At 68.0% G+C, this 13,394-nt stretch carries 16 protein-coding genes; 13 read left to right on the forward strand and 3 right to left on the reverse strand.

The window, feature by feature from the left end; all coding sequences use genetic code 11:
* Positions 1 to 5 precede the first annotated feature (5 nt).
* From RS83_RS14115 to RS83_RS14145, 7 genes are all read left to right on the forward strand, one after another.
* Positions 6 to 2,072: a flagellar biosynthesis protein FlhA gene (locus RS83_RS14115; protein WP_045280149.1), complete on the forward strand. Its 2,067-nt coding sequence runs from the start codon at positions 6 to 8 to the stop codon at positions 2,070 to 2,072.
* Between the two features lie 89 nt (positions 2,073 to 2,161).
* Positions 2,162 to 2,410, forward strand: a complete 249-nt coding sequence (gene csrA / locus RS83_RS19195; RefSeq protein WP_045280150.1) for a carbon storage regulator CsrA — start codon at positions 2,162 to 2,164, stop codon at positions 2,408 to 2,410.
* 143 nt (positions 2,411 to 2,553) lie between these two features.
* Positions 2,554 to 3,015 carry a flagellar export chaperone FlgN gene (flgN, locus tag RS83_RS14125; RefSeq protein ID WP_230114353.1) on the forward strand — a complete coding sequence of 154 codons (462 nt, stop codon included), beginning with the start codon at positions 2,554 to 2,556 and terminating at the stop codon, positions 3,013 to 3,015.
* A gap of 7 nt (positions 3,016 to 3,022) precedes the next feature.
* Positions 3,023 to 4,429, forward strand: coding sequence for a flagellar hook-associated protein FlgK (gene flgK, locus RS83_RS14130; RefSeq protein ID WP_045280852.1), 1,407 nt, complete (start codon positions 3,023 to 3,025; stop codon positions 4,427 to 4,429).
* Between the two features lie 13 nt (positions 4,430 to 4,442).
* Positions 4,443 to 5,330 carry a flagellar hook-associated protein FlgL gene (flgL, locus tag RS83_RS14135; RefSeq protein WP_045280152.1) on the forward strand — a complete coding sequence of 296 codons (888 nt, stop codon included), beginning with the start codon at positions 4,443 to 4,445 and terminating at the stop codon, positions 5,328 to 5,330.
* On the forward strand, positions 5,327 to 5,722 hold the full coding sequence (locus tag RS83_RS14140; RefSeq protein WP_045280153.1) for a flagellar assembly protein FliW: 396 nt from the start codon (positions 5,327 to 5,329) through the stop codon (positions 5,720 to 5,722). Before flgL ends, RS83_RS14140 begins: the two co-directional genes overlap by 4 nt.
* 192 nt (positions 5,723 to 5,914) lie before the next feature.
* On the forward strand, positions 5,915 to 6,229 hold the full coding sequence (locus tag RS83_RS14145; protein ID WP_045280154.1) for an HU family DNA-binding protein: 315 nt from the start codon (positions 5,915 to 5,917) through the stop codon (positions 6,227 to 6,229).
* Here RS83_RS14145 and RS83_RS14150 read toward each other — a convergent pair.
* Positions 6,213 to 7,355: an AAA family ATPase gene (locus RS83_RS14150; RefSeq protein WP_052679131.1), complete on the reverse strand. Its 1,143-nt coding sequence runs from the start codon at positions 7,353 to 7,355 to the stop codon at positions 6,213 to 6,215. The two genes, RS83_RS14145 and RS83_RS14150, sit on opposite strands and share 17 nt — an antisense overlap.
* A 309-nt stretch (positions 7,356 to 7,664) precedes the next feature.
* On the opposite strand from RS83_RS14150, the gene RS83_RS14155 reads away from it, so the two are divergent.
* From RS83_RS14155 to RS83_RS14165, 3 genes are all read left to right on the forward strand, one after another.
* Positions 7,665 to 8,030, forward strand: coding sequence for a hypothetical protein (locus RS83_RS14155; RefSeq protein WP_045280155.1), 366 nt, complete (start codon positions 7,665 to 7,667; stop codon positions 8,028 to 8,030).
* A gap of 274 nt (positions 8,031 to 8,304) precedes the next feature.
* Positions 8,305 to 8,565, forward strand: a complete 261-nt coding sequence (locus RS83_RS14160) for a hypothetical protein (protein ID WP_156153219.1) — start codon at positions 8,305 to 8,307, stop codon at positions 8,563 to 8,565.
* A gap of 51 nt (positions 8,566 to 8,616) precedes the next feature.
* Positions 8,617 to 9,567: an L-lactate dehydrogenase gene (locus tag RS83_RS14165; RefSeq protein WP_045280157.1), complete on the forward strand. Its 951-nt coding sequence runs from the start codon at positions 8,617 to 8,619 to the stop codon at positions 9,565 to 9,567.
* Between the two features lie 9 nt (positions 9,568 to 9,576).
* Here RS83_RS14165 and RS83_RS14170 read toward each other — a convergent pair whose 3' ends face one another.
* A complete protein-coding gene (locus tag RS83_RS14170) occupies positions 9,577 to 10,341 on the reverse strand; it encodes an SDR family oxidoreductase (RefSeq protein ID WP_045280158.1) in 765 nt (254 codons plus the stop codon).
* Positions 10,342 to 10,441: 100 nt separating this feature from the next.
* Between RS83_RS14170 and RS83_RS14175 the strand changes: the two genes are divergently transcribed.
* A complete protein-coding gene (locus RS83_RS14175) occupies positions 10,442 to 11,278 on the forward strand; it encodes a helix-turn-helix transcriptional regulator (protein WP_045280159.1) in 837 nt (278 codons plus the stop codon).
* A gap of 21 nt (positions 11,279 to 11,299) precedes the next feature.
* On the opposite strand, the gene RS83_RS14180 is transcribed toward RS83_RS14175, so the two are convergent.
* A complete protein-coding gene (locus tag RS83_RS14180; RefSeq protein ID WP_045280160.1) occupies positions 11,300 to 12,148 on the reverse strand; it encodes an aldo/keto reductase in 849 nt (282 codons plus the stop codon).
* A 42-nt stretch (positions 12,149 to 12,190) separates the two neighbouring features.
* On the opposite strand from RS83_RS14180, the gene RS83_RS14185 reads away from it, so the two are divergent.
* Both RS83_RS14185 and RS83_RS14190 read left to right on the forward strand, forming a co-directional pair.
* Positions 12,191 to 12,613 (forward strand): YchJ family protein, encoded by a 423-nt coding sequence (locus RS83_RS14185; protein ID WP_082071674.1) that lies wholly within the window; start codon positions 12,191 to 12,193, stop codon positions 12,611 to 12,613.
* Between the two features lie 36 nt (positions 12,614 to 12,649).
* Positions 12,650 to 13,384: a zinc ribbon domain-containing protein gene (locus RS83_RS14190; RefSeq protein ID WP_045280161.1), complete on the forward strand. Its 735-nt coding sequence runs from the start codon at positions 12,650 to 12,652 to the stop codon at positions 13,382 to 13,384.
* The last annotated feature ends 10 nt before the right edge of the window (positions 13,385 to 13,394 follow it).

Below are 13,394 nucleotides of genomic sequence, written 5' to 3' on the forward strand. Positions count from 1 at the left end.
CCTCCATGATCGGTCAGCTGCTGTCCAAAGGCGCCGTACCCGTCGGCGTCGTCGGCATCATCCTGCTGCTCATCGTGCCGATCCCGACGCCGCTGCTCGACGTGCTCATCGTCGTGAACATCTCCTTCGCGCTGCTGATCCTCCTCACCGCGATGTTCGTGAAGAAGCCGCTCGACTTCTCGGTGTTCCCGAGCCTGCTGCTGGTCGCGACGCTGTTCCGGCTCGGGCTCAACGTGGCATCCACCCGCCTCATCCTCAGCGAGGCCCACGCCGGGCAGGTCATCCAGGCCTTCGGGCAGATCACGATCAGCGGCTCGCTCGTGATCGGCGCGGTGATCTTCCTGATCCTCACCGTCATCCAGTTCGTCGTCGTGACCAAGGGCGCGGAGCGCGTGGCCGAGGTCGGCGCGCGGTTCACGCTCGACGCGATGCCAGGCAAGCAGATGGCGATCGACGCCGACCTGAACGCCGGGCTCATCACCGACACCGAGGCGCGCAGACGTCGCGCCGAGGTGGCGGCGGAAGCCGACTTCTACGGTGCGATGGACGGTGCATCGAAGTTCGTGAAGGGCGATGCGATCGCCGGCATCGTGATCGTGATCATCAACTTCGTCGGCGGCATCGTCATCGGCATGGTGCAGCACGGCATGGAGATGGGCGATGCGCTGGAGACCTACAGCATCCTGACCATCGGCGACGGGTTGGTCACCCAGATCCCCGCGCTGCTGATGGCCGTCTCCACCGGCATGATCGTGACGCGCGAGAACGTCGAAGCGGAGATGGGCCAGGCGGCGGCCAAGCAACTGCTGCAGTCGCGCAATGCGCTCGTGATCACCGGACTCGCCGCGATCGCGATGGGCTTCATCCCGGGGATGCCGCTGCTGGTCTTCGCCGGGATCGGCGCAGTGCTGCTGTTCGCGGCCTCCCGCGTGAAGGCCAATGAGGATCGCGAGGCCGCGATCGAGGCCGATGCCCAGCACCAGGAGGCGGTCGACGCCGGCACGGAGGGGCCGGACGACCTCATGGACCGGATGCGCGTCCACGCGCTCGAGATCTCACTCTCGCCCGACATCGTCGACCTGGCGTCCGGGGGAGCGGGAGACCTGCTCACCCGGGTGAAGTCGCTCCGACGCAAGCTCGCGCTCGACATCGGCATCCTGATGCCCCCGGTGCGCACGAGGGACAACATCGAGCTGCCTGCGCAGACCTACGCGATCCTCATCGCCGGCGTCGAGGTGGGGCGCGGTTCGGTGCCGCGCGGCCACGTGCTCGCGATCGGGACAGGGCTCGACCAACTGCCGGGCACGGTCGTGGTCGATCCGGTGTTCGGACTCGAGGGCAAGTGGGTGCCGACCGAGATGTCGCACGCTGCCGACATGGCCGGCGCCACTGTGATCGACCGCGCCAGCGTGATCATCACGCACCTGTCCGACATCGTGCAGAGCCAGGCGCACCGGCTGCTCTCGCTGGAGGACGTGCGTCAGCTCACCGAGCACCTGAAGCAGACGAGTCCGACCACCGTCGAGGAGCTCACCCCAGCGGTGCTCTCGCTCGCGGGCATCCAGCGCGTGCTCGCGGGGCTCCTGGCCGAGCGGGTGCCGATCAACGACCTCTCCCGCATCTACGAGGCGCTCGCGCTGCGCGGCAAGACGTCGACCGAGACGCCGGGGCTGATCGACGCGGCGAGGGCGGCCCTCGGCCCGGCGATCGCGGCGCGGTTCGCCGAGGACGGACGCATCCGCGTCGTGATGTTCGAGCCGATGCTGGAGCAGCAGATGCTCGAGGGGATGCGGGTCGTCGAGGGGCTCCCGCAGATCGTGCTGACCCCCGAGGCGACGATGCAGGTGCTCGAGAACGTCCGCCGCACGATCGCGGAGCTCGATCAGGTGGGCCCCGAGCCGGTGCTCGTGTGCGCACCGTCGCTGCGTCAGGCCGTGCGGCGGATGATCGCCCCCCAGGTCGCTGGGCTGCCGGTGCTGTCGTACGACGAGGCGGGTGCCGGCGGACTCGCCACCGATGTCGTCGGGGTCGTCCGGCTGACCAGGTCCTCGCTGCCGAGTGCCGCGGGGTAGCGCTTGGAATCCGCTCGTTTACGAGGCTATGCACTAGCTTGGTGAACAGGATGGCGTGCACGCGCCGAAGCCATGGAAGGCGGATTCACATGCTGGTGCTGACGAGGCGCGCGAACGAGAGCATCGTGATCGGAGACGACATCACGGTGACGATCCTGGCGGTGACGCCCGGCGGCGTGCGGGTGGGGATCGACGCCCCGCGCGACATGCGCATCCACCGCGCGGAGATCGTGCTCGCGGTCGGCGATGCCAACCAGGAAGCCGTGCAGACGGCATCCGACGATACGGCCGAGAACGCTCTCCTCGGCGCCCTCGGACGATTGACCGCTGCGCCCTGACCGCAGTCGATGGGGAGTTCTCCCCATGTCGGCCGAGTTACTGCCCTCCGCGTTGTCGCGATAGTCGTGTGTGTGGCGGGAGTTCCTGTCATGGAAGCTTCGACCCGACGAGGTGACGTACTGTGGCCGCCCATGATCTGAGCATGCAGCTCCTGCGGGAGCGGGAGCTGCTCGAGATGCTGCTCTTCAAGCTCGACGAGCAGCAGATGCTCCTGGCGACGGGACGCAATCGCTGGATCCGTCACGCATCGACCGAGATCGAGCGGGTACTCGCGGCCATGCCGACCGTCGCGCTCTCGAGGGACGCCCTGGTCATCGCGACCGCAGACGAGTGGGGTGCGCCGGAGGCGACGACGCTCCGCGACCTGATCGATGCGGCACCGGACGACGGATGGCGCGAGGTCCTCACCGGACATCTGACGACCATGACCGCACTGGCCGATGAGATCGAGCAGATGAAGCAGATCAACGAGCAGCGGCTGCGCACGGCGATCCGCATCACCCAGGAGACCATCGCCGGGCTCGGTGTGCCGACCGGTGAGTACAGCCCCTCCGGCGACGTCGTCCGCGACGGCGACGCCCGTCTGCTCGACACCCGGATGTGAGGTGACCATGTCGTCGTTCGCAGGTCTTCGTCTGGCGGAATCCGCCCTCAACGCAGCACGCGCTGGAATGACCGTCACCGGTCAGAACATCGCCAACCAGACCACGACGGGCTACACCCGTCAGCGGGTCGATCAGGCTCCCGTGTCGGGCCCAGGGCAGACCGGTCTGTGGAAGAGCGGGCTCGGCATCGGCAGCGGCGTGAACGTGACCGGCGTCGCGCGCCTCGGCGACGCGGTGCTCGACGCCAGGGTGCGCGACGCACTCTCGACCTCCGGTTTCTGGAGCGCACGGGCGGCAGCGGCCGGCCAGGTTGAGAGCATGCTGGCCGAGCCGACGAAGGCCGGACTCGCGGCGAACATGAACCGCTTCTGGTCCGGATGGTCCGACCTCGCGAACACCCCGGAGCCGGCTGCGGCGCAGGTCGTGCTCACGAACGCGCAGGTGCTCATCGGTCAGATCTCCGCCGGATACGAGTCCGTCGCGGGGCAGTGGACCGATCTGCGCGGCCAGGTGGACCGCGACATCGCCGACGTCAACGCCGTCGCCGGGCAGGTCGCAGCGCTCAACGGCCAGATCCGCGACGCGTTGCAGTCCGGGCGCAACGCCAACGAGCTGATCGATCAGCGCAACGTGCTCGCCCAGCGGCTGTCGACCGCGGTCGGCGCCAAGGGGCTCGTCGAGACCGACGGCACGCTCACCGTGCGGGTCGACGGCAATGCGCTCGTGTCGGGAGACAGCAGCCGTGCACTCGTCGTCAGCGGTCCGCGGGAGATCCAGGATGCCGGCCGGATCACCGTCGCCTGGGCTGACCGATCCGACCTCCCGGTCGCGATCGGTGGCGGTGTGATCGGCGGAACCATCAGCGCACTCGCTCCCGCAACGGATGGCGGCTCGCTCGCCAGTGTCGCCGCCGCCTACAACGAGACAGCGACCGCGCTGGCCGCGGCTGTCAACGACATCCACCGGACCGGTGTCACAGCGAGCGGCGCGGCCGGGGGTGACTTCTTCGCGCTCGACACGAGCGGTCCTGCGGCCCTCGGCCTTCGAGTGGCGCCGACCGGCCTCGATCAGCTGGCGCTTGCCGCACCGGGCGCCGGCGCGAAGGACACCACGATCGCCGATCGCATCAGCACGCTCGGCGCATCGGCGACCGGACCGAGCAGGGTCTGGTCGAGTTTCGTCACCGGGTTCGCGGTCACGGTCGCCGGAGACCTGCAGCGTGCGGACATCGCCGACATGGGGGCCGTCGCCGCTGTGACGGCCCAGCAGTCGAACGCCTCGGTGGACGGCGACGAGGAGACCATCAATCTCCTCACCTACCAGACCGCCTATCAGGCAGCGGCCCGCGTGCTCACCGCCATGGATGAGGCGCTGGACCTGCTGATCAACCGAACCGGCCTCGTCGGCCGCTGACTGGGGAGTCGACATGATCGGACGCATCACGAGCAGCACCATGACGCAGCAGTCGCTGCGCACGCTGCAGACCAACCTCGCCGATCGCGAGCGTCTGCAGAACCAGGCCGCATCGCAGCGGGCGTTCCGTTCGCCGAGCGAGGACCCCGCTGCCGCAGCGACGACCCTCGGTGTGCACGGCGAACAGTCGAGGGTCGCCCAGTACGCACGCAACCTCAGCGACGGCATGGCCTGGGTCACCACGGTCGACACCGCTCTCGGCGCGAGCACCGACCTGCTCAACCGAGCCCGCGACCTGACCGCGCAGGGAGCGAACTCCGGCGCGCTCAGCCAGACCGCGCGCGAATCCATCGCGCAGGAGCTCGAGACCATCAGCGCCGAGCTGCTCGCCCAGGCGAACACGACCGTGCTCGGCCGGAGCGTCTTCGCGGGGACCAGTGATTCGGGCGCCGCCTTCGAACCGGGAACCTTCGCATTCAACGGCAGTGCGGGAGACGGTGTGCGTCGACGCATCAGCGACAACGAGACCGTCCGCGTCGACTTCGACGGCTCGCAGGCGTTCGGTGTCGGTGCGAGCAGCGCGTTCGCGCTTCTCGAGGGCATCGCGACCGAGCTCCGAGCGGGAGTGAACGTCGGCCCGCGCCTCGATGACATCGACGCACGGCTCAAGGACGTCGTCGCGGCCCGCGGAACCACCGGGGCGCGTCAGGTGCAGATCGAGCGCGCCGCGTCGCAGAACCTCGCGGCGTCCACCGACCTGGAAGCACGTCGTGCAGAGGTCGAGAACGTCGACAGCCTCGAAGTGCTCGTGCGCCTGCAGTCCGCCGAGCTCGTGTTCCAATCCGCTCTGCAGGTGACCGCCACGTCGCTGCAGACCAATCTTCTGGAGTTCCTGCGATGACCGTGACGACCGCCGATCCGACCGCCGTCACGATCGAGTTCACCACTGCGATGCCCGGTCTGAGCCCGTACACGGCGTTCACCCTCGTGACGATCGCCGGGGCCGAGGGGTTGTACGCCCTCCGGGCACTGGATGCCGACCTCCGACTGTTCCTCCTCGATGCCGCTGCGGTCGGCCGCGGATACGCGCCGCGGATCCCCGCCGGCAGCCGCGCGGAGATCGGTGCGGCCGACACCGACGTGCTTCGGATGTTCGTCATCGCCAACCCCTCGGACGAGGGCGTCCACGTGAATCTGCGCGCGCCCATCGTCGTCCACCCGCAGACGGGCCGTGCAGCGCAGGTCATCCTCGACGACCAGGACCATCCGATCCGCGCGCTCCTCGGAGGGTGAAGGGACTCGCGAACCAGCGAAATCTGATATTCACCGCAGATACGAAGGAACAAGCACTAGTGTCTGAGGGGTAAGGGCTGGGGCCTCACAGAACCCGGTGTCGTCGAGATGGGACTCGACGATCCGTGGAGCTGGCTGTCGGGGTACAGCGAAGCAGCTCGGTGACGGGCGAACACACAGGGGACGAAGATCATGAGCACATCGAAGACGTTGGATGCCAACCGCGTGAGCAAGCGCGAGTTCGTGCAGCGATTCGCACGACGCGGCGGGATCTCGGTCTTCGCCGCGCAGACCGCCTACAACGCCATGATCGATGAGCTGCTCGACCTCGTGAGCCAGGGCAACACCGTCACGCTGACCAACTTCGGCAAGTTCTATCCCCAGAATCACAAGGGGCACCGAGTGCAGTTCGGCAAGGACGACGGCGCCGGTGAGGTCACCGACTACACCGTGCTGAAGTTCTCCGCGACGCGTGAGGTGAACAGGCGCGTCAAGACGAACGACTGACGATCGCGCCAGAGTTCGAGCGGATCTCGGTCGTCGGCCAGAGACCGAATCCGTGGTCGGACTGCCCGACGAGCGCCAGGCTCACCGTCGTGGGGTAGACCTCGGGTTCTTCGTCGTCGTCGCCGAGCAGGTCGAGTCGATCGATCGGGACGAAGATGCCGCCATCCGGCTCGAAGACGAGATCTCGTGGCATGAACGACGCGAAGATCGAGCGGGTCGAATTGCGAAGCTCGAACGTCCGGCCGACATCGCCGCGCTCGAACAGATTCATCTCCACCTCGTCGGACCAGATCCTGCCATCGGGGAAGCGCGCTTCGATGCGGTACGTGCTCGGCTCGATCGTCCGGATGTTCAGGTCGTCGACGATCTCGGAGAACAGCGCGTCCGGCTGCGCGAGTTCGAAGGCGATCGCGCGGAGGTGGTCGTAGTTCAGCCGTGCTCGGCGGGAGAACAGGGCGACGTTCTCGATCTCCTCCGGGTCAGCGCCCGGAGCCTGATCGACCAGGTATTGGCGGACCTCATCAGGGCCCGGGTAGTCGAATCGCAGGTGGTAGTGGAAGCGACCCGGCCGGTTGACGAGGTAGGTGCTCACCTTCGACATATCGTTCACCGAGAGACAGTAGATGCGTTTGCGCGACGACAGTCCGTCGAACAGCGACAGGAACTGGTTCTGGCGGTTGAGACCGTCGGCGAGGCCGCGTCGCCCGGCGGGGAAGGTCTTCTCGAACTCATCGAAGACGATCAGGCATTCGTCGAGGCTGTCGAGGAAGTCGACGACGCCGTCGTGGTCCTCCGACACCACCACGACCGGCAGCCCCTGTTCGCGTGCCGCTTCGGCGACCATGCGCAGGAACAACGACTTGCCGATGCCCTTGTCGCCCGACAGCATCACGCCGAGGCTGCGATCCGAGCGCGCATAGGACCGGAAGATCTTCGAGACCTTCTGGTCCCGACCGCCGTAGACCCGCTCGGTGCCGACGGTGAGGTCGTCGATCCTGATGAGGCTGAACCCCTCTTTGGAGGAGAAGCCCACCCGGTAGGTGCCCAGTGGGAACTCCTGGTGCGTGCGCACCGCCTCGTCGTACACGCGGACATGCCCGCCCGTCTCGATGTAGGTGCTTGCCAACACCCTCCTCCTTCACTCCGGGATGTACCGACCGGCGGGACTCCGCGATCGGTCAGGCGGTCCGGGGCTGTTCGTCCGCCGCGATGCGAGCAGGAGCCACTCAGGAATCCGGATCTGCGCGAAATGAGCACTCCGCCAGCACACTGTGTCACGTCGCCTGCCGGTTCGACAAGAGCGAAACGGCGTGTCGAAGATGAGTTTTCTCCTCGTTTACGTGGAGCGCGAGTGCGACGCCAGAGATGCATCACCGCGGCGCATGTTCCGACACTATTCTGAGCGAAGCGGGGGCGAGCAGGTCGGAGCGCGAGCATGATCGATGCAGAGGATGAGCCGGTCATGGGGTCGATCATCATCGAGGTCGAGGCCGCGCCGCAGGGGATCATGCGCGTCACGCTGGATGCCGATGGGCCGCGGCGCGCCTGGTGGACGGCGCTGCTCGCGCACGACGATGCCGTGATGGGTGCGGCGCCGTCGCCGGAGCAGATGGCGAACCTGCTCGTGCGCGGGAGCATCGACTGCATCCGGCTGAGCGTCCCGAGCCTCGTGGTGGGTGGGCTGACCATGCGTCTGGAGCCAGGACCGAACGGCAACGCGCAGATCGTCTCCTCCGGTCCGGCTCGGTTCCGTCGCGCTGAGTGGGACGCGGCCGTTCATGCGCAGGGATGCGAAGATTAACAGAGCGCGCGTCGGAGTGTGATCGCAGTTCCTCCATACTCAGGAGTCGGGAACTCCTTGTCATGACAGGTGAGTGCTCCGAGGACGTCATGCAATCCGTTGAGGCGTCAGCCCCGAACCAGGAGTGAGTGGGTGGGCTGACGGCATCGACGTCCAGTCTTCTTCCGGAGGCAAGGAAGGGTACGGGATCGAGCGATCGAGTTCCGTGCGGAAACTGGGAAGCCGCGCGCAGCGCAGGTCAGGGGTGGGACCCGATCTGCGGGCAGCACCCTCAATGAAGTTGGTAATAGTGCATGACGACGTCCTCCGATCCATCAAAGCCGAGATGCTGCGCGACGCAGCGGCAGAATTCCGTCGTACCGCCGCGGCGGGGGAGAACCCTCAGCTGAACATCGCTGCGGCCTGCATGCTCGAGCAGCGGGCAGAACGCATCGTGGCCGGAGAGGATGACCACTCGATGCTCCCCGTCGACCCCTCCGTGAAGCCGAACCCTGCAGACCTCGCGCCGAGCGAACCGGAGTCGCGGGCAGGCTGAGCGACCGCGCACCTCTGGCTCGGGGTGCCCGCACACTGCGAGACTGGGCCCATGGAGATCATCGAGAACTCGAAGCTCACGGTCGTCGGCGCGGGAAGCGTCGGGTCCAGCGTCGCCTACGCGGCGCTCATCCGAGGATCCGCGCGGCATGTCGCGCTCTACGACATCGCGACCGAGAAGGTCGAGGCCGAGGTGCTCGATCTCGCGCACGGCACGCAGTTCACCGGCACGAGCGACATCGTCGGCGGCAGCGACATCTCGGTGGTCGCCGGTTCGCACGTCGTGGTGATCACCGCGGGGGCGAAGCAGCGACCGGGGCAGAGCCGCATCGAGCTCGCCGCCGTCAACGCGGGGATCATCCGCAGCATGATGCCGCAGCTGCTCGAGGTGGCGCCGCACGCGATCTATGTGATCGTGACCAATCCGTGCGACGTGCTCACGGTGATCGCGCAGCAGGAGACCGGGCTGCCGCCCGAGCGCATCTTCGCCTCCGGAACGGTGCTCGACACATCCCGGCTGCGTTGGAAGCTGGGCCAGCGCGCCGGCGTCTCGACCGCGAGCGTGCACGCCCATATCGTCGGCGAGCACGGCGACACCGAGTTCCCGCTGTGGTCGAGGGCGACGATCGGAACCGTGCCGATCCTGGAATGGGAGGCGCCGGGGCATCCGCCGATCAGCCGCGAGGAGCTCGATGAGATCGCCGTCGATGTCCGTGACGCGGCGTACACGGTGATCCAGGGCAAGGGCGCGACGAACTATGCCATCGGACTCTCCAGCGCCCGCATCGTCGAGGCGATCCTCGGCGACGAGCACGCGGTGATGCCGGTGAGCACGGTGCTGCGCGATTTCCACGGAGTGGACGGCGTGGCCCTGTCGGTGCCGTCGATCGTGAGCGCGCAGGGAGCGGTCCCGATCCGCAACACCACGTTCTCCGATGAGGAGCTCGCGTTGCTGCGGCGTTCGGCGGATGCTCTCGCCGACGCCGCAGCTTCCCTCAGCTGACGGCCGAGCCTAGTTGCCGTGCGGATCCGTGCGGTTGAGTGCGGCGACGACCTCGGCGTAATCGCCCCGCGCTTCGCCATAGCGGAGGAACTGCACGCGCTCGACCTGGATCTCGGTGGCGGAAGGCTGCGTCTCGATCAGGGTCAGCACCTCATCGATGAACTCGTCCAGCGGCATCGCCGATTCGTTCTCGGCGTGCCCAGGCATCAGATCGGTCCGAACGGCGGGCGGCTCGAGTTCGAGGACCGAGACGCCCGTGCCGGCCAGCTGCAGGCGCAGCGACTCGCTGAGCATGTGGATCGCCGCCTTGCTCGCGTTGTAGCTCGGTGTGACCTTGAGCGGCGCGAACGCGAGTCCGGACGAGACGGTCATGATCGTCGCATCCGGTGTGCTCCGCAGATGCTCGATGAAGGCGCCGATCAGGCGGATCGGACCGAGGACGTTCGTGACGATCGTGTCCTCGGCACTGTCGAGGAACCCTGCCGGCCGTGTCCAGTCCTCGGCGCGCATGACGCCGGCCATGGTGATGAGCACGTTCAGGCTGGGGTAGGTCTCGAGCACCTCGCGGGCAGCGGCGTCGATGCTGGCCGGATCCTTCGTGTCGATCCGCACAGTGTGCAGGCCGGCGTCCTCGTTCTCGATCTGCTCCAGGAGCTCCCGGCGGCGGCCGCCGACGATCACGGTGTTGCCTGCGTCGCGCAGTCGCTGCGCCAGGGCGAGTCCGATGCCGCTCGTCGCGCCGGGGATGAAGATGGTGTTTCCGCTGATGTTCATGGTTCGACTCTCTGCGCGTGCGTGACGCGGCTCCAGAGATCGCTCATCCAGGGAGCGGCGATCCCTGGAATACGGCGGAGGCGCGGGGGATACTGCAGGAGTGGATCGAGATGCTCTGGCCGCATTCCTGCTCCGGCGCCGGGAGGCGCTGACCCCGGCCGACGTGGGGCTGAGCACTGGTCCGCGTCGCCGCACGGTCGGACTCCGTCGTGAGGAGGTGGCACAGCTGGCCGCGATGTCGACCGACTACTACACGCGGCTCGAGCAGCGCCGCGGTCCGCAGCCCAGCGTGCAGATCGTGTCATCGCTTGCGCGTGCGCTGCGGCTCACCTCGGACGAGCGCGACTACCTGCACCGGGTCTGCGGCTACCCGGCTCCCGACCGCGCGGTCTTCACCGACTACGTGCGCCCTGGCATGCTGCGCGTGCTCGACCGGCTGCACGACACCCCGGCGTTCGTCGTGTCGGCGCTCGATGAAGTGCTGGTGCAGAACGATGCGGCCAGGGCACTGCTCGGCGATGCCGGCCATCTCACCGGGCTCGACCGCAGCGGGATCTACCGCTGGTTCGCCAGGCCGGAGACCGAGCGTCGGCGCTATCCCGAGTCGGATCACGCCAGGCAGAGCCGCTCGCTCGTCGCCTCGCTCCGTGCTGCGCACGGTGCCTGGGGTGCACGCTCCCGTGCCGGCGAGATCGTCGCCGCGCTCACAGCGGTCAGCTCGGAGTTCTCGGAGTTGTGGCAGATCCACGAGGTGCAGCGGCGGTTCGAGCACCACAAGGTGCTGATCCATCCCGAGCTCGGCGAGATCGAGGTCGACTGCCAGGCGTTGTTCACCGAGGACGAGTCCCAGGCGCTCATCGTGCTGACCGCTGCGCCGGGCAGTGATGCCGAGAGCAAACTCGAGCTCCTCAGGGTGCTGGGCACGCAGAACGTCTGAGGCCCCGAAGAACGTCCGGGGTCAGGACTCCTCGTGGCTCCTCGGGTCGGCGCCGAACAGCCGGCCGTCAGCGCGTCCGAGGGCGGTGATGGCAGCGACCTCCGCATCGTCGAGCACGATCTCCGCCGCGGCGAGGTTGGACGTCTGGTGCGCGAGCGATGAGGCCTTGGGGATCGAGACGACGCCGCGAGCGACGTGCCAGGCGAGAACGGTCTGGGCGGCGCTGATGCCGTGGGCCGACGCGATCTCAGCGATCACCGATTCGTCCAAGAGCGCCTTCGCGCGGCCGAGCGGGCTCCAGGCCTCGGTGAGGATGCCGTGCTCGCGGTGGTAGGCGAGCTGCTCCTCCTGCGGGAAGTACGGATGCACCTCGATCTGGTTGACCACCGGGCGCACACCGGTCTCGCGTTCGATGCGCTCCAGGTGCTCCGGCAGGAAGTTCGACACACCGATCTGCCGCACGACACCGCGCTGCTGGGCGTCGACGAGCGCGGCCCATGCCTGCACGTATTCGTCCTGGCTGGGGTTCGGCCAATGGATCAGGTGCAGGTCGGTGATGTCGAGTCCGAGCCGCGATCGGCTCTCCTCGATGCTCGTCCGCGCCTGCGCTGACGCGTGGTGTCGCCCGGGGAGCTTCGTCGTGACGATGATCTCGGCGCGGTCGACATCGGCCGCAGCGACGCCGCGGCCGACCGATCCCTCGTTCTCGTAGTTGAACGCCGAGTCCACGAGCCGGTAACCGGCCTCGATCGCGCCGGCGACGGCATCAGCGCCGGCGTCCCCGTTGAGCGCGTACGTGCCGAGGCCGATCGCCGGCAGGCCGAATCCGTTGTGGGCGGTGAACTGGGGAATGACGGGGTGCGCGGTCATGGTTCTCCTTCTCGACGGAATTCCTCAGCGTACGCTGGTGCGGTGACGACGACGGGCCGGATTGCGCCGGATGACAGCCTTCCCGACGACGCCGTTCGGTGCCCGTGCTTCTCGGGTGATCGCTTCGGCGGATGCTGCGGACCACTGCTGCGAGGCGCTGCGGCACCCACGGCCGAGCGGCTGATGCGCTCCCGCTACACGGCGTTCGCGGTGGGGGACGCGGCCTATCTCCGCGACACCTGGCACGTCTCCACACGCCCCGATCCGATCGAGATCGAACCAGATCTCGTCTGGCGGCGGCTCGTGATCGTCGACCGGGAGGCGGGCGGTCCGTTCGACCGGGACGGCGTCGTGGAGTTCGAGGCGTTCTGGCGTCAGGGAGAGGACCGCGGATCCCTGCGGGAGCGCAGCCGCTTCGTGCGCGAGGACCGGCGGTGGCTCTACCTCGACGGCGACCTGCGATGACCGGGCGAGCAGCCGCGTAGAAGGTAGATTGGAGGTGTGAACTCCAGCCCCGAGAACCAGCGCATCCTGCTCGACATCGCCGACCTCGATCGGCGGATCGCGCAGGCGGAGCGAGCACGTACGAAGCCCGCGCAGGCGGCACGCATCGCTGAGCTGGTCGCAGTGCGCCAGGAGCAGCTCCGTGAGCTCACCGCTGCGACCGGAACGCGCGACGACGCGCGCACCGAGCTGACGCGCCTCGAGTCCGACGTGCGGCTCGTCGAGCAGCGCCGCGCACGCGACGCCGAGCGCCTCGCGACCGCGACCAACGCCAAGGAGGCGCAGGCTCTCGAGCACGAGATCGCCAGCCTCACCCAGCGCCAGAGCAACCTCGAAGACGCCGAGCTCGACATCATGGGCCGCGTGGAAGAGGCCGATGCCGCTGTGGCCGCGCAGCAGGCACTGATCGACACGACGACCGCCGAGGGGTCAGCGCTCACCGCGCAGGCGAAGGCAGACGTCGCCGCGGCCACTGAGCTCGGCGCACAGCTGGCCCGCGACCGTGAGGCCGTCTCCGCCCGCATCCCGGCCGACCTGCTGGCCGAGTACACGCGACGCGCCGCAAACAGCGCCGGTGCCGCGCTGCTTGCTCACGGCACCTGCGAGGGCTGCCGCATCGTCCTGCCCCGCACCGATCTCAGCCAGATTCGCACGGCCGCCGACGACGCCGTCGTCTTCTGCCCCGAGTGCGGATGCATCCTGGTGCGCACCGAGGAATCCGGTCTCTCTTGACCCGAGCCCG

The sequence above is a fragment of the Microbacterium oxydans genome (assembly GCF_000956525.1).
Taxonomy (GTDB): domain Bacteria; phylum Actinomycetota; class Actinomycetes; order Actinomycetales; family Microbacteriaceae; genus Microbacterium; species Microbacterium oxydans_A.